This is a genomic window from Streptomyces sp. DSM 42067 (assembly GCF_055792885.1).
Genome location: NZ_CM147706.1, coordinates 2,583,722 through 2,602,913, shown reverse-complemented (window position 1 = coordinate 2,602,913; position 19,192 = coordinate 2,583,722). Strand labels below are relative to the sequence as shown.

The 19,192-nt window shown below is 70.8% G+C and carries 21 protein-coding genes; 11 read left to right on the top strand and 10 right to left on the bottom strand.

Features of this window, described 5'->3' with window-relative positions:
- Nucleotides 1-5 precede the first annotated feature (5 nt).
- Nucleotides 6-473: an RNA-binding S4 domain-containing protein gene (locus tag ACSMXV_RS12220; RefSeq protein ID WP_181862195.1), complete on the bottom strand. Its 468-nt coding sequence runs from the start codon at nt 471-473 to the stop codon at nt 6-8.
- A gap of 120 nt (nt 474-593) precedes the next feature.
- Here ACSMXV_RS12220 and ACSMXV_RS12215 point away from each other — a divergent pair, with 120 nt between their 5' ends.
- From ACSMXV_RS12215 to pip, 3 genes are all read left to right on the top strand, one after another.
- Nucleotides 594-1,370, top strand: a complete 777-nt coding sequence (locus tag ACSMXV_RS12215; RefSeq protein ID WP_473177665.1) for a uracil-DNA glycosylase — start codon at nt 594-596, stop codon at nt 1,368-1,370.
- 128 nt (nt 1,371-1,498) lie between these two features.
- On the top strand, nt 1,499-2,641 hold the full coding sequence (locus ACSMXV_RS12210) for an MFS transporter (protein ID WP_473178903.1): 1,143 nt from the start codon (nt 1,499-1,501) through the stop codon (nt 2,639-2,641).
- A 19-nt stretch (nt 2,642-2,660) separates the two neighbouring features.
- A complete protein-coding gene (gene pip, locus ACSMXV_RS12205) occupies nt 2,661-3,641 on the top strand; it encodes a prolyl aminopeptidase (protein ID WP_473177664.1) in 981 nt (326 codons plus the stop codon).
- A gap of 87 nt (nt 3,642-3,728) precedes the next feature.
- On the opposite strand, the gene ACSMXV_RS12200 is transcribed toward pip, so the two are convergent.
- The 3 genes from ACSMXV_RS12200 to ACSMXV_RS12190 are packed head-to-tail and all read right to left on the bottom strand — an operon-like array spanning nt 3,729 to nt 6,042.
- The gene (locus ACSMXV_RS12200) at nt 3,729-4,493 is read right to left on the bottom strand and encodes an aspartate/glutamate racemase family protein (RefSeq protein ID WP_473177663.1); all 765 of its coding nucleotides are present in this window, start codon (nt 4,491-4,493) and stop codon (nt 3,729-3,731) included.
- Nucleotides 4,490-5,479 (bottom strand): cytosine permease, encoded by a 990-nt coding sequence (locus ACSMXV_RS12195; protein ID WP_473177662.1) that lies wholly within the window; start codon nt 5,477-5,479, stop codon nt 4,490-4,492. The genes ACSMXV_RS12200 and ACSMXV_RS12195 overlap by 4 nt, the downstream gene beginning before the upstream one ends.
- The gene (locus tag ACSMXV_RS12190; RefSeq protein WP_473177661.1) at nt 5,422-6,042 is read right to left on the bottom strand and encodes a cytosine permease; all 621 of its coding nucleotides are present in this window, start codon (nt 6,040-6,042) and stop codon (nt 5,422-5,424) included. The genes ACSMXV_RS12195 and ACSMXV_RS12190 overlap by 58 nt, the downstream gene beginning before the upstream one ends.
- A gap of 206 nt (nt 6,043-6,248) precedes the next feature.
- Between ACSMXV_RS12190 and ACSMXV_RS12185 the strand changes: the two genes are divergently transcribed.
- The 4 genes from ACSMXV_RS12185 (at nt 6,249) to ACSMXV_RS12170 (ending at nt 10,426) form a co-directional block, all read left to right on the top strand.
- The gene (locus ACSMXV_RS12185; protein WP_473177660.1) at nt 6,249-6,932 is read left to right on the top strand and encodes a helix-turn-helix domain-containing protein; all 684 of its coding nucleotides are present in this window, start codon (nt 6,249-6,251) and stop codon (nt 6,930-6,932) included.
- Between the two features lie 294 nt (nt 6,933-7,226).
- The gene (locus tag ACSMXV_RS12180; protein ID WP_473177659.1) at nt 7,227-7,670 is read left to right on the top strand and encodes a hypothetical protein; all 444 of its coding nucleotides are present in this window, start codon (nt 7,227-7,229) and stop codon (nt 7,668-7,670) included.
- Between the two features lie 402 nt (nt 7,671-8,072).
- Nucleotides 8,073-9,941: an FUSC family protein gene (locus ACSMXV_RS12175; protein WP_473177658.1), complete on the top strand. Its 1,869-nt coding sequence runs from the start codon at nt 8,073-8,075 to the stop codon at nt 9,939-9,941.
- 311 nt (nt 9,942-10,252) lie between these two features.
- Nucleotides 10,253-10,426 (top strand): hypothetical protein, encoded by a 174-nt coding sequence (locus ACSMXV_RS12170; protein WP_181659213.1) that lies wholly within the window; start codon nt 10,253-10,255, stop codon nt 10,424-10,426.
- 40 nt (nt 10,427-10,466) lie between these two features.
- Here ACSMXV_RS12170 and ACSMXV_RS12165 read toward each other — a convergent pair whose 3' ends face one another.
- Together ACSMXV_RS12165 and ACSMXV_RS12160 are read right to left on the bottom strand one after the other, a co-directional pair.
- Nucleotides 10,467-10,907: a hypothetical protein gene (locus ACSMXV_RS12165; RefSeq protein WP_473177657.1), complete on the bottom strand. Its 441-nt coding sequence runs from the start codon at nt 10,905-10,907 to the stop codon at nt 10,467-10,469.
- Nucleotides 10,898-11,356 (bottom strand): ATP-binding protein, encoded by a 459-nt coding sequence (locus ACSMXV_RS12160; protein WP_473177656.1) that lies wholly within the window; start codon nt 11,354-11,356, stop codon nt 10,898-10,900. Before ACSMXV_RS12160 ends, ACSMXV_RS12165 begins: the two co-directional genes overlap by 10 nt.
- A 300-nt stretch (nt 11,357-11,656) precedes the next feature.
- Between ACSMXV_RS12160 and ACSMXV_RS12155 the strand changes: the two genes are divergently transcribed.
- The 3 genes from ACSMXV_RS12155 (at nt 11,657) to ACSMXV_RS12145 (ending at nt 13,736) form a co-directional block, all read left to right on the top strand.
- Nucleotides 11,657-12,517: a helix-turn-helix domain-containing protein gene (locus tag ACSMXV_RS12155; RefSeq protein ID WP_473177655.1), complete on the top strand. Its 861-nt coding sequence runs from the start codon at nt 11,657-11,659 to the stop codon at nt 12,515-12,517.
- Entirely contained in the window at nt 12,518-12,808 is a 291-nt protein-coding gene (locus ACSMXV_RS12150; RefSeq protein WP_473177654.1) for a DUF397 domain-containing protein, read from the top strand.
- A gap of 70 nt (nt 12,809-12,878) precedes the next feature.
- The gene (locus ACSMXV_RS12145; RefSeq protein ID WP_473177653.1) at nt 12,879-13,736 is read left to right on the top strand and encodes an SAM-dependent methyltransferase; all 858 of its coding nucleotides are present in this window, start codon (nt 12,879-12,881) and stop codon (nt 13,734-13,736) included.
- Nucleotides 13,737-14,082: 346 nt separating this feature from the next.
- Here ACSMXV_RS12145 and ACSMXV_RS12140 read toward each other — a convergent pair whose 3' ends face one another.
- The 3 genes from ACSMXV_RS12140 to ACSMXV_RS12130 all read right to left on the bottom strand — a co-directional run bounded on the left by ACSMXV_RS12140 (nt 14,083) and on the right by ACSMXV_RS12130 (nt 17,252).
- Complete coding sequence (locus tag ACSMXV_RS12140) at nt 14,083-15,567, bottom strand: glutamate synthase subunit beta (RefSeq protein ID WP_473177652.1); 1,485 nt, start codon at nt 15,565-15,567, stop codon at nt 14,083-14,085.
- A 158-nt stretch (nt 15,568-15,725) separates the two neighbouring features.
- Nucleotides 15,726-16,208 (bottom strand): anthrone oxygenase family protein, encoded by a 483-nt coding sequence (locus ACSMXV_RS12135; protein ID WP_473177651.1) that lies wholly within the window; start codon nt 16,206-16,208, stop codon nt 15,726-15,728.
- Between the two features lie 249 nt (nt 16,209-16,457).
- A complete protein-coding gene (locus ACSMXV_RS12130) occupies nt 16,458-17,252 on the bottom strand; it encodes a DUF2293 domain-containing protein (RefSeq protein WP_473177650.1) in 795 nt (264 codons plus the stop codon).
- Nucleotides 17,253-17,357: 105 nt separating this feature from the next.
- On the opposite strand from ACSMXV_RS12130, the gene ACSMXV_RS12125 reads away from it, so the two are divergent.
- Entirely contained in the window at nt 17,358-17,999 is a 642-nt protein-coding gene (locus ACSMXV_RS12125) for a nucleoside/nucleotide kinase family protein (RefSeq protein WP_473178902.1), read from the top strand.
- Between the two features lie 62 nt (nt 18,000-18,061).
- Here ACSMXV_RS12125 and ACSMXV_RS12120 read toward each other — a convergent pair whose 3' ends face one another.
- Nucleotides 18,062-19,189, bottom strand: coding sequence for a magnesium and cobalt transport protein CorA (locus tag ACSMXV_RS12120; RefSeq protein WP_473177649.1), 1,128 nt, complete (start codon nt 19,187-19,189; stop codon nt 18,062-18,064).
- Between the last annotated feature and the right edge of the window lie 3 nt (nt 19,190-19,192).

Genomic DNA, 19,192 nt, shown 5'->3' with positions numbered 1-19,192 from the left:
CAGACCTACTGTCCGGTGGGCGGCCCGCCAGGGCCGCCCAGCCCGCGCAGTCGTTCCATCTCGCGGCGGTCGCGCTTCGTCGGGCGGCCGGTGCCCCGGTCGCGTACGCCTGCCGGGGCGACGGCCTCGCGAGGCGGAGGCGGCGGGCTGTTGTCGACATAGCACTCGACGGCGACCGGCGCACCCACGCGCTTGCGGATGACGCGCTTCACCACGACGATCCGCTCCCGCCCCTCGTGCCGGAGCCGTACCTCGTCGCCGACGCGTACACCGTGGGCGGGCTTCACGCGCTCGCCGTTGACCCGCACATGTCCGCCACGGCATGCGGCGGCCCCCATCGACCGCGTCTTGACCAGACGTACGGACCAGATCCAGCTGTCGACGCGCACGGATCCCTCACCGGCAGCGCCCGCCGCGCCGTCCGCAGACCCTGAAGCCCCTGAAGCACCTGAAGCCATGTCTCGACCAGCCATGTGTCGACCTTAGTGCCCCGTGGCGGCAGGCCCGGACCCATTTTCTCCGCGTATCGCTGCTCTCCTCGCTCCGCGTATCTCTGCGCTCTGCGCGCATCTCCGCGCGCTTACGGTGGAGGTGTGCGCACCCTCGCCGAGCTCGATGCCGCCCTCTCCGACTGCCGTGCCTGCCCACGGCTGGTGGAGTGGCGCGAGCAGATCGCGGAGACCAGGCGGGCGTCCTTCGCGGACTGGACGTACTGGGCCCGCCCGGTTCCCGGCTTCGGCCCGCCCACCGCGTCGCTGCTGATCATCGGCCTGGCGCCGGCCGCGCACGGCGGGAACCGTACCGGCCGGATGTTCACCGGAGACCGTTCGGGCGATGTGCTGTACGCGGCGCTGCACGACCTCGGCCTCGCCTCCAGCCCCGACGCCGTCTCGCGCGACGACGGGCTTACCTTGCGGGGAGTCCGCGTCACCGCACCCGTGCACTGCGCGCCCCCCGCCAACAAGCCCACGCCCGAGGAACGCGACACGTGCCGGCCGTGGCTGGTGCGTGAGCTGGAACTGCTGCGCCCGCATCTGCGCGCGGCCGTCGCACTCGGTGCCTTCGGCTGGGACGCCGCGCTGCCGGCGTTCGGCGCGGCCGGCTGGGCCGTGCCTCGCCCCCGCCCGGCCTTCGCGCACGGCGCCCGCCTGACCCTGCCCGGCGCGGACGCCGGCCCCCCTCTCGAACTCTTCGGCTGCTTCCACGTCAGTCAGCGCAACACCTTCACGGGGAAGCTCACCCCCGGCATGCTGCGGGACGTGCTCCGGACGGCCGCCCAGGTGGCAGGCCTGATGCCCGCGGGGTCACCGGGTGCGGGAGCGGCGGGGCGCCCGGACGACGCAGCGGCGGGGTCACCTCGTATGGAGTAGTAGATCGGGCTGCCCCGGACGGCTGTTTCTAGCGTGGGGGCGTGAAAGAGACCAAGACCACCGCCCCCTCGGTGGCCGAGGGCGGCCCGACGACTGCTCCCTCCGCGGCCGCGTACCGGAACCTGATCATGGCCACGATCGGGTTCGGGCTCACGTTCTGGGCCTGGAACCTGATCTCGCCGCTCAGCGGGGACTTCAAGGAGAATCTGGGCCTGAGTTCCTTCCAGCAGTCGCTCCTGGTCGCGATCCCGGTGCTCGTCGGCTCGCTGGGCCGCATCCCGGCGGGCGCGCTCACCGACCGCTACGGCGCGAAGCTGATGTTCCCGCTGGTCACGGCGCTCACCATCATTCCGGTGCTGCTGGTCATCCCTGCCCGGGGCAGCTACGGGGCGATGCTCGTCGTGGGATTTCTGCTCGGCCTCGGGGGCACGACCTTCGCGATCGGCGTTCCGCTGGTCAACTCATGGTTTCCGCCGGCTCACCGGGGCTTCGCGCTCGGGGTCTTCGGCATGGGCATGGGCGGTGTGGCGCTGTCCGGATACTTCACGCCGCGTATCGCCAAGCAGGGCGAGACGCTGCCGTTCATCGTGGTCGCCATCGCGCTCGCCGCGTTCGCCGTGCTCGGCGCGTTCCTCATCACCGACCGGCCCGGCCGACCGGTGCCGACCACCTCGCTCGGCACCCGACTCGGCCAGGCGGGGCGGCTGCGGGTGACCTGGGAGTTGTCCGCGCTGTACGCGATCGGGTTCGGCGGAATCGTCGCGTTCGGCGTGTACCTGCCGACGTATCTCAAGACCTGGTACGACCTGAGCGCCACGGAGGCCGGTACCAAGGCGGCCGGATTCGCCCTCGTCACGGTCGTCTTCCGGCCGATCGGCGGATGGCTCTCGGACCACATCCACCCCGCGATCGTCACCTGCGTCGCGCTCGGTGTCGTCGCGCTGTTCGCCATCGTCCAGTCCTTCGACCCGGCGCTCTATCCGGTCGGCACGCTCTGCTTCCTGCTGATGGCGGCAGGCCTCGGCACCACGAGCGGCAGTGTCTTCGCGCTCGTCTCCAGAGTCACGCCACAACCGCAGGTCGGCTCCGTCACCGGCATCGTCGGCGCGATGGGCGGCCTCGGCGGTTTCGTTCCGCCCCTTGTCATGGGCGCCATCTACAGCGCCAAGGACTCGTACTCGATCGGCTTCATGCTGCTGTCCGACCTGGCGCTCGCGGGCTGCGTGTACGCGTACGGGCGGATGAGAAATGTGCAGGCGACCCAGCCGTAGCGCGGGCTAGTGTGCCCGGATGCCTCTCTATCCGGACATCGAACCGTACGACCACGGCATGCTCGACGTCGGTGACGGCAACCACGTGTACTGGGAGGTCTGCGGCAATCCGCGCGGCAAGCCCGCCGTGGTGCTGCATGGCGGGCCGGGCTCCGGCTGCACGCCGTACTTCCGCCGTCTCTTCGACCCGGCCGCGTACCGCGTCGTCCTTCTCGACCAGCGCGGCTGCGGCCGTTCGACACCGCACGCGAGCGCGTACGACACCGACATGAGCGTCAACACGACGGATCGTCTGATCGCCGACCTGGAGCTGCTGCGCCGCCATCTCGGCATCGAGCGGTGGCTGGTGTGGGGCGTCTCGTGGGGCTCGGTGCTCGGTCTGCGGTATGCGCAGACGCACCCGGGCAGTGTGTCTGAGCTGGTCCTCACGGGTGTGGCCACGGGCTCGAGTCCCGAGGTGGCGCTGCTGACGCGCGGCCTCGGGCAGGTCTTCCCCGAGGCGTTCGCCCGGTTCCGCGACCACGTGCCGGAGGGCGAGCGCGACGGCGATCTCGCGGCCGCGTACAACCGGCTGCTGGAGTCGCCCGACGCCGAGGTGCGGGCGAGGGCCGCCCGGGCCTGGACCGACTGGGAGACGGCGATGGAGCCCGCACCGCCGCGCTCGGTCCCGCGCTACGAGGACCCCGTCTTCCGCGCCGCCTTCGCCCGCATCGTCGCCCACTATTTCGCGGGCGACCACTTCCTCGGCGAGGGCAACGAGAACGGCGTCGTCCTCCGCGACGCCCCGCTGCTCAAGGGCATCCCCGGCACGCTGGTCCAGGGCAGCCTCGACTTCGGCAACCTGCTGGGCACCGTGTGGCGGCTGCACCACGCCTGGCCGGACAGCGAGTTGATCGTCGTGGACGACGTGGGGCACAACGCGGGAGCGCCCACTGTCGCGGAGGCGCTGGTGGCGGCCACGGACAAGTACGCAGGCAAGGGCTCGGAGACGGAGACGTAGGCGGTCACGCGGGCCGACCGAGGTTGCGCCGACCCCGAGAACGGGTCGGCGCGCCCCAACCGCCCACCATCACGGCGGATGCCGGGCTCAGATGGTGAACTCGCTCAGCAGACCGGAGTACTTCTTGGGACGCGGTGCGGCGTATTCCCCCTGTTTGCCGGTCCGCAGGCCCAGGGCGACCAGGGACTCGACGAGCTTCACGGCGGCTGTCACACCGTCGATGACCTGTACTCCGATCTCCTGGCTGAGCGCGGGGCCCAGCGGTGCCATCCCTGCGCAGCCGAGGACGACGGAGTCGCACCGGTCCTTGGCCACTGCCTCCCGGCACACCTCCGTCAGAACCCTGACCGTCTCAGGGGAGGGATCGTCGAGATCGAGTACGGGGATCTCGCAGGCATACACGCCTCGGCACGCCCGTTCGAAGCCGTAGCGCCGCGTGAGTTCCCAGGTGTGTCCCACTGTTCGGGACAGGGTGGTCACCACGCTGAAGCCACGTCCGAGGAGGGTGGCGGTGTGCATCGCCGCCTCGGCGATCCCGACCACCGGCCCCGCCGCGAGCTCCCTCGCGGCGTCGAGACCGGGATCCCCGAAGCAGGCGATGACATAGCCGTCCGCTCGGTCCGCCGCTCCCGCCCCCGACGCGACCCCCGCCGACTCGCCCGCGGCGATCTCGGCGAGGACTCCGGGCACGGCCAGAGCCTCGTCGTAGTGGCTTTCGATGGACTCCGGGCCCATGCTCGGGCTGACGGCCGTGATCACCGTGGTCGGCGCCGCCGCAGCCCGAGCCTGGCGGCCGATGCTCTCGGTCATGGCCCAGCTGGTGTTGGGGTTGATGACTCGGACACGAGTCACGGAGCGGTCACCTGCGCCTCATCCCCGGCCTCGGCGGGCGGCGTCACGATGATCCGCGGCGAGCGCCGCTCCAGCGCGATGAACATCACGAAGCCGAGGGCGCAGCCCAGGAACCAGCTGTAGTCGGCGATCTCCGTCAGGTCGACCGTGGTCAGCTTCAGGTCGAGCAGCATCTTGGGCACGAGGACGGAGGCGATCGTCGGCACGCCACTGAGGATCGTCGCCCAGACCGCGTTGGGGTTGTAGCCGCCCTTGAACCAGTAGCGCCCGCCCACGTCGCGGGTGAACAGGTCGTCCACATGGACCTGCTGACGGCTGATCACGTAGTAGCCCGCGATCAGGATGCCGAACAGCGGTCCGATGAGGGCGCCGAGCAGGCCGAGGGTGTAGTGGATGGCGTCCGGGTTGCTGTACCAGTTCCACGGGGTGAGGATCACCGAGCCGACCGCGGCGATCATGCCTCCGGCGCGCCAAGTGATCTTCTGGGGGCTGACGTTGGAGAAGTCGAAGGCCGGGGAGATGAAGTTGGCGACGATGTTGATGCCGATCGTCGCGATGACGAAGGTCAGCCCGCCGAGCAGGATCGCGAACGTGGTGTCGATCTGTTCCACGGTGTGGATCGGGTCGGTGATGAGCTTGCCGAAGACCGGCACGGTGGCCGAGGCGGTGATCACGGTCAGGATGGAGAAGAAGAGGAAGTTGACCGGGAGGCCGAGCAGGTTGCCCCTCTTGACCGCGGCGAAGGACTTTCCGTACCGCGCGAAGTCCCCGAAGTTGAGCATGGGTCCGGAGAAGTACGAAACGACCAGGGCGATCGCGCTCAGCATGACGGGGATGGACGCGCCGAAGTCGAGGTGCTCGCCCTGGGAGAGGTTGAGGCTGATGTTTTCCCAGCCGGCCTTGCTGACCAGATATCCGGCGAGGACGATCATGACGACGTAGACGGCGGGGCCCGCCCAGTCGATGAAACGGCGGATCGACTCCATGCCGCGCCAGAAGACGGCGGCCTGGGCGACCCAGAGGATGGCGTAGCAGATGTAGCCGAGCGGGAGAGGCCGAGGAACGTGGTGTCGTTCAGCGAGGCGGACCAGCCCGGCCAGAACTTCATGAAGATGATGAGCAGCGCCTGCGAGGCGAGGTAGGTCTGCACGCCGTACCACGCGATCGCGATGGCGCCGCGGATGACGGCGGGGATGTTGGCGCCGAGCACACCGAAGATGGCGCGGTTGATCACCGGGTAGGGCACGCCCGTGACCTGGCTGGGCTTGGCGACCAGATTGCAGAACACCTGGACGATGACGATGCCCGCCAGCAGCGCGAACAGCACCTGCCAGCTCGCCAGGCCGAGGGCGAACAGGCTGCCCGCGGTGACATAGCCGCCGACGCTGTGCACATCGGACATCCAGAAGGCGAAGATGTTGTACGAGGACCAGGTCTGCTGCTTGATGGGCGCCAAGTCCTCGTTGGTCAGGCTGGGGTCGTAGTGCGGCTCGTGGCCCGACGGGGCCGGCTCGGCCTGCCGGACGGGCGCTTCTATGTGGTCGGTCATGACAGCTCCAGGGCGTCGGACTCGGGGAGGCTGGGGTGGAGCGACCGCCTTCGAGGGGGGAGGGCTGGAGTAGCGTGGCGGCGGGACTTCTGGCACGATCGTTAAGTGGACACTTAACAGCTGTGGCGTTCGTTAAGCTAGCCCTTCACACCCGGAACTGTTTTTCGGCCATGTAAACAATGGGTCGCATTTGGGGGAGACGAGCCGTGACCGCCAAGATGCCGGATTCCGGCACCAGCACCGACGCCGGCGCCGAGGCGGTGGCGGCCGGGCGTGCGGAGATCGAGGCGATCACCAATGAGCGCCTCGGGGAACGGCTGCGCGAACTCCGGCTCCGCTCAGGGAAGTCGTTGCGTGCTCTCGCCCGCGAACTCGGCATCTCGGCCAGCGCCGTGTCCCAGATCGAGCGGGGCACGATGCGCCCCTCGGTCAGCAGACTCATCGCCATCGTCTCGGCCATCGATGTGCCGCTCGCCGCTGTCTTCGACACCTCGGAGACCGGCGAGTACACCGCGACGGACGAGGGCGGCGTACCCGAGCCGCCCGTGGAAGGCTTCGCCGTCCGGCGTTCCTGGGAGGTGGCCCCCGTATTCCTCGACGGCGGCGTCGTCTTCCGGCGGCTGTCGCCCGTGCCCACGCCCGACGTCGAGTTCTTCGAGTCGACGTATCCGCCCGGCTCTGTCTCGAACGTGCACCGGCAGTTCCTCAAGCACGAGGGCTACGAGGTGGGGACCGTCACCCAGGGAGAACTCACCATCGAGTTCGAGTCCGAGACGGTCACCCTCGGCGCCGGTGACTCGATCACCTACCCGTGCCAGCGGCCGCACATCGTCAGCAACAGGTCGGAGACCGCGACGGCCGTCGCCACGTGGCTCATCATCCACCGCTGAGCGGGGGCCGGATACCGGTCGCTTTTCTCACCGCCGCCGAGCGCGCCCGCTGCGCCGGCGCCGAGGTGTGAACCGGTCGTTCTTGTGGGCGCCGTAGAGGTTCGGCCGCGGTGGAGGTGGCGGTGGCGCTTGGAAGCGGGACGCGCCCGAGGTGCGTTGGGAGTTCGGTTGGCGTGTGGCCTCGGGTTACGTGTGTCGTGAGGGGTGCTCTGCGTAGGCGGGCGGATACTCGGCGCGAGCCACCGGGATAACGTGGGCGTCGGCTGGAGCGGCGACGAGCGACAAGGGGGCTCGGTGGACGCGGAGTTGAGTGCACTGGCGGCAGCGGGGGCGACGGCGCTCGTGCAGCAGATGGTGACCGACCGATGGCCGCAGGCACGCGACCGGGCCGTCGCGTTCTTCTCGCGGCGTCGCGGCGGCGACCAGGCAGTGGTCGAGGGCGAGCTCGAGGCCTCGCGTGCCCGACTTATCGCGGCACGCGGCGCCGAGGACCAGGACGCCGAGGCCGCCGTGCAGGCGGAGTGGCGCAACCGGCTGCGGCGCACTCTGCGTTCGGACCCGGCGGCCGCTGCCCAACTGCGCGCGCTGCTCGATGAGTTGGGTCCCGTCCCGTCCGCGCAGCGGCAAGTGGCCGTGCACAATACGATCAAGGGTGGCGCGCAGCACCGCACCGCGATCCAGGCCGGATCGGTCGGAAACCTGACGATCGGCGCACCCCGGCCGCCCACCACACGATGAATGACGAAACCTTTCTCGATCACGTAGCGGACCACCTCGCCGCCCTCCCCAACCGTGCGCGCCGTCGCCCAGTGCAGTCGGCGGCGAAGGGCTGACGGAGACCGAGGGCTGACGGAGACCAAGGCTGAGGGAGACCAAGGCTGACGGTGACCGCGGGTCAGGGGCATCCGCTGCGGCTCTGCGGAGTGCGCCGCACTCCCGGTCGTTCGGCCGGTCGGTATTTCGGCCGTTCTCAGGATCCGGGACAGACCGGGACCCGGGAACACACATGAGCCGCGCAGCGCTGTCACATTACGGAAATCGTCACGTCCCGACCCCTTCAAAACCAGCCCCTATGGTCGGACCGACAGCCCAGGCCGAAGTCGTCCGAAGGCGCACCCCGCCCCGCCCGACAGGAGCCCTGTGCACGTCCCCGCCCGTTTCTCGTCCGCGATCCCACCCTGGCTCGCCCATGCCCTCCGCACCCAGCGCGGACCGGTGCCCTGGAGCGCCGTCGTCCGTGGCGCGCTGGCGGCCGGGCCCCTCCTGCTGGCAGCGGTGCTGTGGGGGCGGCCGTCGGCCGGTGTCGTCGCCGCGCTCGGGGCCATGCTCGCCGGGATCAACGACCGGCGGGGGAGCAGGCGTTCAGCCGTGCACCGGCTGGGGGTACCGGCCGTCGCCGGGGCGTGCGGGCTGCTCATCGGGTCGTACGGCGGGGGGTATGCGGAGAGCGCCGACGGACGGGCTGGCGCCGTCGCGCTGACCGTGGTGCTCGCCGTGCTCGGGCTCGTCGCGGGTGCCGTCAGTGCCGTGGGGCCCGTTGCCTCCGCGGCCGGGACGCAGCTGCTGGTGGCCGCTGCTGTCGGTGCCGGAATGGAGCTGCCTGAGCCGGGGTGGCAGCGCGCCCTCTGCTACCTCGCGGGCGCCGGCTGGCTGATCGCGCTGCGCCTCCTACTGCCGTCGCCAGGGGTCCCCGGAACCGCCGGGTCCTTCCGCTTCGACGGTGAGCGCACAGCCGTCGCCGACGTCTACGCCGCCATCGCCGATCTGCTCGAGGCGGCCGGAGGGCCCGACGCCCTCGCCCGCCGGGCCGCGCTCACCGCCGCCCTCGACCATGCCCAGGACGCCCTGTCCGGGCCGCGTCTGCGGGCCAGGCCCAGTTCGTCGGGCGAGCGCCGGCTGCATGCGCAGTACCTCGCGGCGCTCCCGCTCGCCGAGGCCGCGACCGCGCTCGCCTGGGCAGGCCGGACCCTTTCCGCCCAGGCCGCGGAGGGCCCGCGCAGGCTGGCGGCCGCCGTCCGCAGCGGGGAGCCCAGCGGTCCGCTCCCCGCGCCCGCCCGCTACGACGCCGGGCTGCGCGCCCTCGACGACGCCCTGCTGCACGCGGCCGAAGCCTTCGACAGCGGCACAGGGCACGTTCCGCGGCGCAAGAGCGGGCTCCTGACCGCCGCCCGCAAGGCCCTGGGACCAGGGGGCCGCGAGTACGGCGTGCGTGTCGCCCTCTGCCTGGGCGCCAGCGCCGCCGTGGCGCAGGCCCTGCATCACGTGCACTGGTACTGGTTGCCCGCCACCGCCGTCTTCCTGGTCAAGCCCGACCTCGGACCGCTTGCGTCGCGCGTCCTGTGCCGGGCCCTCGGCACCGTGCTGGGCGCCGCGCTCTTCGCCGCCCTCGCTGCGCTGCTGCCCTCGCCCTACGGGCTCGTCGGCCTGGTGGCCGTCTGCGGTGCCCTGATCCCGGTCGCCACGCGGCACTTCGCCGCACAGACCGCCGTCGTGACCGTTCTCGTGCTCGGCCTCGTGATGGTCGGGGGCGAACCACAGGCAGCCTGGAGCCGCATCGGCGAGACGCTGCTGGCCTGCGCGATCGTGCTGATCGTCGGGCATCTGCCGCTGCCCGGGCACGGCGGGAGCGCGGTGCGGACCCGCCTGGCCGCCGCCATGCGTGCCGCGGACGCCTACCTCGGCCACGTGCTGAGCGGCTCCGAGGACCGTGCGGCACGCTGGGCGCTGCGCCGCGCGGCCTACCGTTCGCTCGCCCAGGCCCGCGCAGCCAGCGAGGTCTCCGCCGCCGAGCTGCCCACGCTGGCCCGGCACACGGCGGGCGCGGCGGAGATCGCGGCCATGCTGGAACTGATCGTGGACACCGCGACGGCGTGCGCCGTGCACCTCGACGACACCGGCCGCCTGCCGGAGCAGCATGCCCGGCACCTGACCGCGCTGTGCGCGGACCTCGCCGAGCTGACCCGGCAGAAGGAGCTGGCGGAGCCCCGCACCCGGATCACGACGGCCTGATGGGGCGGCGCGGGCCCACCGCTTCCCACTCGCCGCCTGACGGGTTGGCGCGGGCCACCGCTTCCGACTCGGCGGCTCGGCGCGTCGGCGAGGCCCCTGTCGCTTCCCACTCGGCGGCCTGAGCTCGACCGACCCTGATCGGACACTGACCGTATGGGGATGCTCACGGTACGAGAGTGAACCCTGAGTACATTTGGCGTTTCAACTAGGTTTCAGTACCGTCACGTCGCAGACCGAACAGGCTCGCGATGCGTTCTAGTTCCTGAACGGTCCTCGAAGGTGTGGGCCGGGCACGAGAACAGGAGAGTGCGGTGAACGGACGCTTGGTACTGGAGCGCTTTCCGGCCGGTGGCCCGAGGGGATCCTGGCCGGCGGAGGAGTTCGCGCACTCACTCCGCTTGAAGGGGCAGCCCGCGGAGGTCGTCATGGATCTGGCGTCGGACGCCTTCCTGGTGGTCGTACGGCCACGGGAGGCCTCGGAGTAAGCCGCGGCCTGCGCCAGGCGGCGTACAGCGGCTCCTGTCCTTAAGCGGTGACCGGGCGGCGCGACCACGCAGGCATCGCCCCCGTGACCTGGCACACGGCGAGATAGAGCGGGATCGGCGGGGTGTACACGACGGATGTGCCGTCCGGGCGGTGGATCAGCCCTGGTTGGACACAGGTGTCCGGCATCACCGCTCCCGTGGCGTACTGCGCGGGCGCGGGCCACTCCATGGCGACGTCGGAGTCGGACGGTACGAGCCACCACCAGTGCGCTCCGTCGCCGTAGACGCACCCTGCCCGCGGCAACCGCGCCAGCAACTGCTGCCCGTACGCCGCCGGCACCGCGACCGCGTCGCAGCCCAGAGGTGCCGACATTCCGGACGGCACGGTCAGCCGCAGCGGCGGCACGCGGAGGGGCTGCCGCCGACGTGCCAAGTCGGTCAGCGTGTCGAGGGACAGTGCCCGAGGCCTCGTCACAGCCATGCGGTCCCCGTCCCGCGGGCTCCGTCCGTCTCGGCCTCCGTCCCGCGGGCAGCGTCGCTCGTCCGCGGCAGCTCCGCCCATACGAGCAGCCCGGGCGCCGCTTCCTGGGCTCCCCACGCGCTGCTCACGGCCTCGACGAGGAGCAATCCCCTCCCGTGCTCCTCCTCGGGCCGCTGCGGAGACGGGTGCGGCTCGCCGGGGGTGCATCCCTCGTCGCGCACCGATATCCGGAGCCGGTCGGCCTCGTCGTGCAGCTCGCACACGATCACTTGGGACGCGGTGTGGACCAGAGCGTTCGTCACCAGCTCGGAGACGACCAACGCGGCCGCCTCGCAGGTGTCCTCGCCGACGGACCAGCCGGTCAGCCGGGCGCGCGTCAGCCGTCGGGCCTGCCCTGCGGAGCGCGGATGCACTGCCAGTTCGAAGCTGAACCGGCGTCCCGAGGGCACGCCGACATTCACCCCGGTGGGTATCCCGGGGCTCGCTTCGATGTCTGTTCCTAACGGTGCGGACATAGTCACGCATGCAACTATCTCCCCGCCCTGAACACTTGGCAAGAGCCACTCTGGAAAGTGCAGAGTGCAGTGTGCCCCCTGGAGGGCCATGGCACACTTCTCGCAACGACTCGCCGGGCGGGCCCACTTGGCATGGTTTCATGCGGCTTGCCCCAGTGCGGCTGTGCGGATTTTCGGCCCAGTTGGGCTGTGGGGACTGTTGTCGGGCTACTTGGGACCGGAGAGAGGTACAGCGTGAGCGAACCGCGGTCCGCCCCGACGGTCGGGCAGGTCGTCCTCGGCCGACGCCTCCAGGACCTGCGGGAACAGGCCGGTCTCAAACGCGAGGAGGCCGCCCGCATCCTGCGCGTGGCCCCGGCCACCGTCCGCCGGATGGAGACGGCCGAGGTCGCGCTCAAGATCCCGTATCTGCAACTGCTGCTGAAGTCCTACGGAGTCCCCGACGGCGAGGCCGACGCGTTCGTCACGCTCGCCGAGGAGGCCAACAGGCCGGGCTGGTGGCAGCGGTTCCACGACATCCTGCCGGGCTGGTTCAGTATGTACGTCAGCCTGGAGGGGGCCGCGAGCCTCATCCGCTCGTACGAACCGCACTTCGTCCCCGGGCTGTTGCAGACCGAGGACTACACCCGCGCCGTCATGCGGTCCGGCGCGATCGGCCAGACCCGGCCCGACGACATCGACCGCCACGTGGACCTGCGGATGCAGCGTCAGCAACTGCTCACCCGCGAGGACGCCCCGAGGCTGTGGGTCGTGATGGAGGAGACGGCGCTGCGCCGTCCCGTCGGCGGCCCCGAGGTGATGCGGGCGCAGATCGACCGGCTGCTCGAGGCCATGCAGCTGCCCCATGTGACGCTGCAGATCGCCGAGTTCGCGTCCGGACCGCACCCGGGCACGTACGGGCCGTTCGTACTCTTCCGCTTCGCCGTGCCGGAGCTCCCGGACATGGTCTACAGCGAGTATCTGACCGGTGCGGTCTATCTGGACGCGCGTGCCGAGGTCGCCACGCATCTCGAGGTCATGGACCGCATGGCGGCTGGAGCCGCAACAGCACGACGCACAAAGGAAATCCTCCGGGATTTTCGCAAGGAGCACTGAATGGACCGGATCAAGGCCCGGATACGCGCCACCGACGGCATCCGCCGTGTCGATGGTGGGCGGATCTACAACGGCATGCCCGCCCGCGAACTCGGCACCGAGGGCTGGCACAAGCCGTGGAGCGGCGGCAACGGCGGCAACTGCGTGGAGGCCATGAAGCTCTCGGACGGCCGGATCGCGGTGCGCCAGTCGGCCGACCCCGACGGACCTGCCCTGATCTACACACCCGGCGAGATCAACGCGTTCATCGAGGGCGCCAAGGCCGGAGAAGCGGACTTCCTGCTGTCGTGACCGACCAGTTCGTCCATTCTCCCGGCACCGTGAACCGTACCGACCGTCCTTACGACTTATGGAGTTACTCATGACCGGGCAAGATGCCGTGACCGGGCAAGACGCTGCTGTCGCGGGGGAAGCCGCGGCTCCCCGGAAAGACCCGCAGATCGACACGAGCAAGCCCCATCCGGCGCGCATGTACGACTGGTTCCTGGGTGGCAAGGACAACTACCCCGTCGACGTGGAGATGGCCGAGCAGCTCGTGGCTCTGGAGCCGCGCGTGCCGGTCATGGCGCGCGTCAACCGGTCGTTCATGCAGCGCGCCACGCACTGGCTCGCCCTGCAGGGAGTACGCCAGTTCCTGGACATCGGCACTGGCATACCCACGGAGCCGAACCTCCACCAGATCGCGCAGCGGATCGCCCCCGACGCGCGCGTGGTGTACTGCGACAACGACCCCATCGTGCTGGCCCACGCCGAGGCGCTGCTGCGCAGCACGCCCGAGGGCGCCACCGAGTTCGTCCAGGCCGATGTGCGCGAGCCGGGCACGATCCTCGAACAGGCCGGAAAGCTCCTGGACCTGACGCAGCCCGTCGCCCTGTCGCTCGTCGCGCTGCTGCACTTCATCTCGGATGAGGACGGGGCGTACGAGATGGTGGACGGGCTCATGGCGGATCTGCCGGCCGGGAGCTATCTGATGCTGTCCCACGCGACGGCCGACTTCACGCCGGAGACGGCGTCAGAGGCCGGCGACATGTACAAGGCCCGGGCGCTCACCATGGCGCTGCGCAGCCATGCCGAGGTGACCCGCTTCTTCGACGGCCTGGACCTCGTGGAGCCCGGCGTCGTGGTCCCGACCGTCTGGCACCCGGAGCTCGGCGACCCGATCCCGGGGCAGGACGACGGGCCCATTCCGGGGTATGCGGGAGTGGCGCGGAAGAGGTGAGGTGGGCGGCGCCCAAGCAGTAAGGGGGCGGCGCGCAAGCGGTAAGGGGCCGGCGAGGACAAGGACGTGGGTACGCGGTGCTGCGTGTCAGGGAGCGTGCGGGCGCCCTCGCCGCACGTCGGCGGCGGACAGCAGTTCTCGGTGGAAGCCCAGGCCGTACGACTCCGTACGACTCCGTACGACTCCACGGCGAGCGCCCGCGCAGTACCCCGCTGCACATGGCCGCTGTCCGTCTGGGCGGCGCGCCCGGTGGCAACGTGCGTGCCGCAGGCAGCCGCCGTGCCCCGGTCGCTGCGCCCCAGAGAGTCGCCGTGCCCCACGGATGCGCGGTGAGACGGGGCGGGCGTCAAGCCGTGAGCGGGCGGTCGTACGGACCTATCGGGGACGGGAGGCGTTCCGAGCCCGTCAGATGGCGGTCCACAGCCGCCGCCACCGCGCGGCCCTCGGCGATCGCCCAGACGATGAGTGACTGGCCGCGGGCCGCGTCCCCGGCGGCGAAGACACCCGGGACGTTCGTCGCGAAGCCCGCGTCCCGCGTGATCGTGCCGCGCTCGTCGAGGGCCAGCCCCAGCTGATCGATGAGCCCGTCCCCGCGGTCGGGCCCCGAGAAGCCGAGCGCGAGAAGGACCAGGTCGGCCGGGAGCGTACGCTCCGTGCCGGGCTTGGGGCGGCGCGCCGCGTCCACCTCGACGAGGTGCAGGGCTCGCACATGCCCGGCCGCGTCTCCCGTGAAACGGAGCGTGGACGCCGCGAAGAGCCGTGCGTCCGCATCCGCCGCCGGCGCGGTGGCCAGGTCCCTCGCCTCCTCATGCGCGGCAGACAGCCGATAGATCTTCGGGTACGTCGGCCAGGGCTCCGTCTCCGTCCGCTCGGTCGCCGGCTGCGGATAGATGTCCAGCTGGGTCACGGACGCCGCGCCGTCGCGTACCGCCGTGCCCAGGCAGTCCGCCCCGGTGTCGCCGCCGCCGACGATCACCACGTGCTTGCCCCTGGCGGACAGCGGCGAGACGTCGAGATCGCCCTCGCACACCCGGTTGGCCAGCGGCAGATACTCCATGGCCTGGTGTATGCCGGTCAACTCCCGCCCGGCGACCGGAAGTTCGCGCCACGCCGTGGCACCGACGGCAAGCACCACCGCGTCGTACCGCGCCCGCAGCTCATCCGCTCCGATGTCCCGCCCGACCGCCGTGCCCGCCCGGAACTTGGTGCCCTCCGCCTCCATCTGGCCGAGCCGCCGCTCCAGGTGGTGCTTCTCCATCTTGAACGAGGGGATGCCGTACCGCATCAGCCCCCCGATACGGTCGTCCCGCTCGTACACCGCGACGGTGTGCCCCACGCGCGTCAGCTGCTGCGCCGCGGCTAGCCCGGCAGGGCCGGAACCGACGACCGCGACCGTCCGGCCCGACAGCCTGTCCGGGGGCCGCGGCGGTGTGAGCCCGTCCTCCCAGGCACGGTCCGCTATGGCCGCCTCGACGTTCTTGATCGTGACCGCAGGCTGGTTGATCGCCAGTACACAACCCGCCTCGCAGGGGGCGGGGCAGAGCCGCCCGGTGAACTCCGGGAAGTTGTTCGTGGCGTGCAGCCGCTCGCTCGCCGCCCGCCAGTCCTCGCGCGAGACCAGGTCGTTCCACTCCGGGATCAGATTGCCCAGCGGGCAGGCGTCATGGCAGAACGGTATGCCGCAGTCCATGCAGCGGTTGGCCTGCAGGCTGATGATCGGGAGCAGGGCGCCGGGGACGTAGACCTCGTCCCAGTCCCGGACGCGCTCCTCGACCGGGCGCCGCGGCCATTCCTGGCGGGTGGTCGTGAGGAAACCTTTGGGATCGGCCATGGCCGTCTCCCTTGCCTACCGGGGGGACAGCGTCTTCCCGCCACCATACGTCGCGCGGCCGCCGTGCGTCGCGGCGTCGTCTGCGGTGTGCGTCGTGGGTGGTGCCCGGAGTGCGTCGCGGCGTGGTGCCCGGTGTGCGGCGCGGCTCGTCAGCCTCGTCAGACGGTGAGGGCCAGAATGAACGAGGCGCTCGCGGCGAGCGACGCGACACTGCGTATGTGGTTCCACATGGTCCACTCGGCCACATACGTCCGCCAGTAGCCGGCGCTCTCCGCCGCCTCCGGATCGAGCTTGGCGAGCGCATCGTTGCGCGGGACGTTTGCCGCGATCGTCACCCCGAAGGTACCGGCGAGATACAGCGCGCAACCCAGCAGCAGCTCGACCGTGCCCTCGTCCGGCCACAGTACGAAGGTGACCACGGCCAGCACGGCGCACAGCCCGGCCGCACCTATGAACAGCACCATGAAGGCCGGGCGGACCGCCGTCACGTTGATCGCCTTCATCGCGGCGATGCCCTGAGCGGGAGGGAGCGCGGCGAGCCCCTTCATCACGAAGGTGGAGAAGGCGACGAAGACTCCGGCCACCAGTCCGCAGGCGAGCGCCCCCAGCAGAGTGAGCACGAAGTACGGTCCCTCGATCATGTCGACTCCCATATCCTTCAGGGTTGTTGGGGTGCATCCCGGCGTCGCGCGGGGGTACTGCCGGTGAGCCGCGAAAGATCCTGTACCGCGACCCCCGTCGCCACAAGTTGAAATTCCATACGGGGTCCGTCACAGACCAGGGCAGAGGGGGGCGGCCGTCGGGTCCACCGCCGCACTCGCAGGTCAACCGCATCGGCGCGCCCTTACACGGACTCACGCCCTTGCACGGCCTCACGCCCTTTCACGGCCTTACACGGCGGCTTCGCTCCCCGTATCTCCGGCCATGCCGGTAGCCGTGCCCGTAGCCATGCCCATGTCCGTGCCCATGCCCGTGTCTACGCCTGTGCCCGTGTCGGTAGCCGTACCCGCACGCCACGCCCGAAGCGTCGCCTCCACCGCCGGTCCGATCCTGCGACGTGCCTCCTGCCGCGGCACCCCACTCATCAGCAGGCCGTCGTACGGCGTGTCCGTGTGCCGTACCGCTGCCGCTACCGCCGCCGTCACCGCGGTCTCGGACAGTGCTCGGCCCGCCGCAGTGCGACCGACCCGGCCGCTGCCCCGCACCGATGCGTGAGCGGCGATCGCCCGTGCCCGGTCGGGCGGGCAACCGGGGAAGAGCCGGCGTATCTCCTCCGCGAACGCCGCGGTGAAGCGCACGTCTTCCGCCTCCCGCCGTTTCGCGTCACGCGCCCGACGCCGCGCCCGGACCTCCGCATCCGCCAGACATCGCTCCTCCGCCCGCGCGAGCGCGTCCTCCTCGACCAGGAGGCCCTGCCGCTCGTACCGCCCCTGCCGTCGGTTGAAGCGGACGACGACCGCGTACAGCGTGCTCCCCTCACGAGCACGACGCGTCAGCGCGGTGTCGCCGCGCGCGAGGAACACCAGATGGCCGAGGTCCGCACAGTCGAGGCACCGGGGCACGCCGCCCTCGAGCACGAGAAGCGACAGCGGTCCGCCACGGCACTCCGCACAGTGCCGCCGCCGCTTCACGGACTGGAAGACGAGAGGCCCACCGGGGCCCTGGAGAGTGGGGGAGGTCGCCATACGCGCTTCATTCCCCCCGCGGTTCTCACTGCCTACCGTGGACCTGCCGTGGTCGGCCGACGGAGGTCCGAGTGCCCGACGGGCCGCCGACGGAGGCGCGGCATGATGGAGCATGTGCGACTCGAAGCGATCACCTGGGAACGGCTCGGCGACTCGCTTGCCGACCGGCTGCTCGACCTGAAGCCCCACGACGGGAGCTCCTGGCCGCGGGTCGCCTTCGACGGAGCCCCGGCCGCCCGCCCCGGCGACCTTGCCCAGCAGGTCGCCGACGTCCTGCGCGCCCGGGGCCGGGCCGTGCTCGTCGTCGGCACCGAAGGGTTTCTGCGGCCCGCGTCGCTGCGGTTCGAGTACGGGCGCGAGGACGTGGACGCCTACTACGGCGGCTGGTTCGACACGGGCGCGCTGTGGCGGGAGGTCTTCGGGCCTCTCGACCCCGGCGGCACCGGCCGTGTGCTGCCCGATCTGTGGGACGCGGCCGCCGACCGGGCGACACGCAGCCCCTACGTGCAACTTCCGCCAGGTGGCATCCTGTTGCTGCACGGCCCCCTCCTCCTGGGTCGCTGGTTCCCTTTCGATCTGACCGTTCATTTGCGACTGTCGGCGGGCGCGCTCCGGCGGCGCACGCCCGCGAACGAGCACTGGATGCTGCCGGCCTTCGAGCGGTACGAGTCCGAGGTGGACCCGGGCGCGGCGGCCGACGTCCTCGTACGAGCGGACGACCCACGGCATCCGGCCTGGAACGGCTGAAGCAGCTCAGTCGGGTCCTGCCGACCGTCCGCGTCACCCGGCTCCTGGCCGACCCTCCGCCTTCACAGCCAGCCGCTCCGCCGGAACGCGCGGTACAGGACGAGACAGGCCGCGGCGGTCACCGTCACGACGAGCGGGTAACCGAACCGCCAGTGGAGCTCGGGCATGTGGTCGAAATTCATGCCGTACACCCCGCAGACCATCGTCGGCACCGCGATCATCGCCGCCCAGGCCGTGATCTTCCGCATGTCCTCGTTCTGAGCCACCGTCACCTGCGCGAGGTGAGCCTGAAGGATCGAGTTCAGCAGTTCATCGAAGGCGGCTATCTGCTCCGCCGCCCGCAGCAGGTGGTCGGAGACATCCCGGAAATAAGCCTGTATCTCCGGGTCCACCACCCGTATGGGCTCCGTGGCGAGTACCTGCACCGGCCGACTGAGGGGGACCACGGCCCGCTTCAGCTCGAGCAGTTCACGCTTGAGCTGATAGATGCGCCCGGGATCGGCACGCGCCCCGGTCTCGGCGAACACATCCGTCTCGACCTGGTCGATGTCGGCCTGCACCGCGTCCGTGCAGGCCAGGTAGTCGTCCACCACATGGTCGGCGATAGCGTGCAGCACCGCCGCCGGACCCTTGGCAAGCTGCTCCGGTGCCGCCTCCAAGCCCTCGCGCACCGGTCCCAGCGAGCCGTGCCTGCCGTGACGGACCGTGATGACGAAGTCCTGGCCGACGAAGACCATGATCTCGCCGGTGTCCACCACCTCGCTGGTCGCGGTCAGTTCGGCGTGATCGACGTAGCAGACGGTCTTGAACACGGCGAAGAGCGTTTCGCCGTATCGCTCCACCTTCGGGCGCTGATGGGCGTGGACGGCGTCCTCCACCGCCAGCGGGTGCAGGTCGAACAGCTCCGCTATCCCCGCAAACTCCCGCTCCGTCGGCTCGTGCAGACCCAGCCACACAAAGCCGTCGTCGGCCTTGCGGACGAGCTCGACCGCTTCGACCAGGTCGCGGCCTCCGGGCTGGCGGGTGCCGTCCCGGTACGTCACGCAGTTCACCACCGCGGAGCCCAGGGGGGAGCGGGCGGGGTGACTCAGATCGACACGCGGGCGTCGCCGCGCCAGGCGCGCCACCTTCCGGAGGCCGCCCACTGTGCGGAGACTGCCCACCTTCCGCAGGTTCCCTGCCATCGACATGCG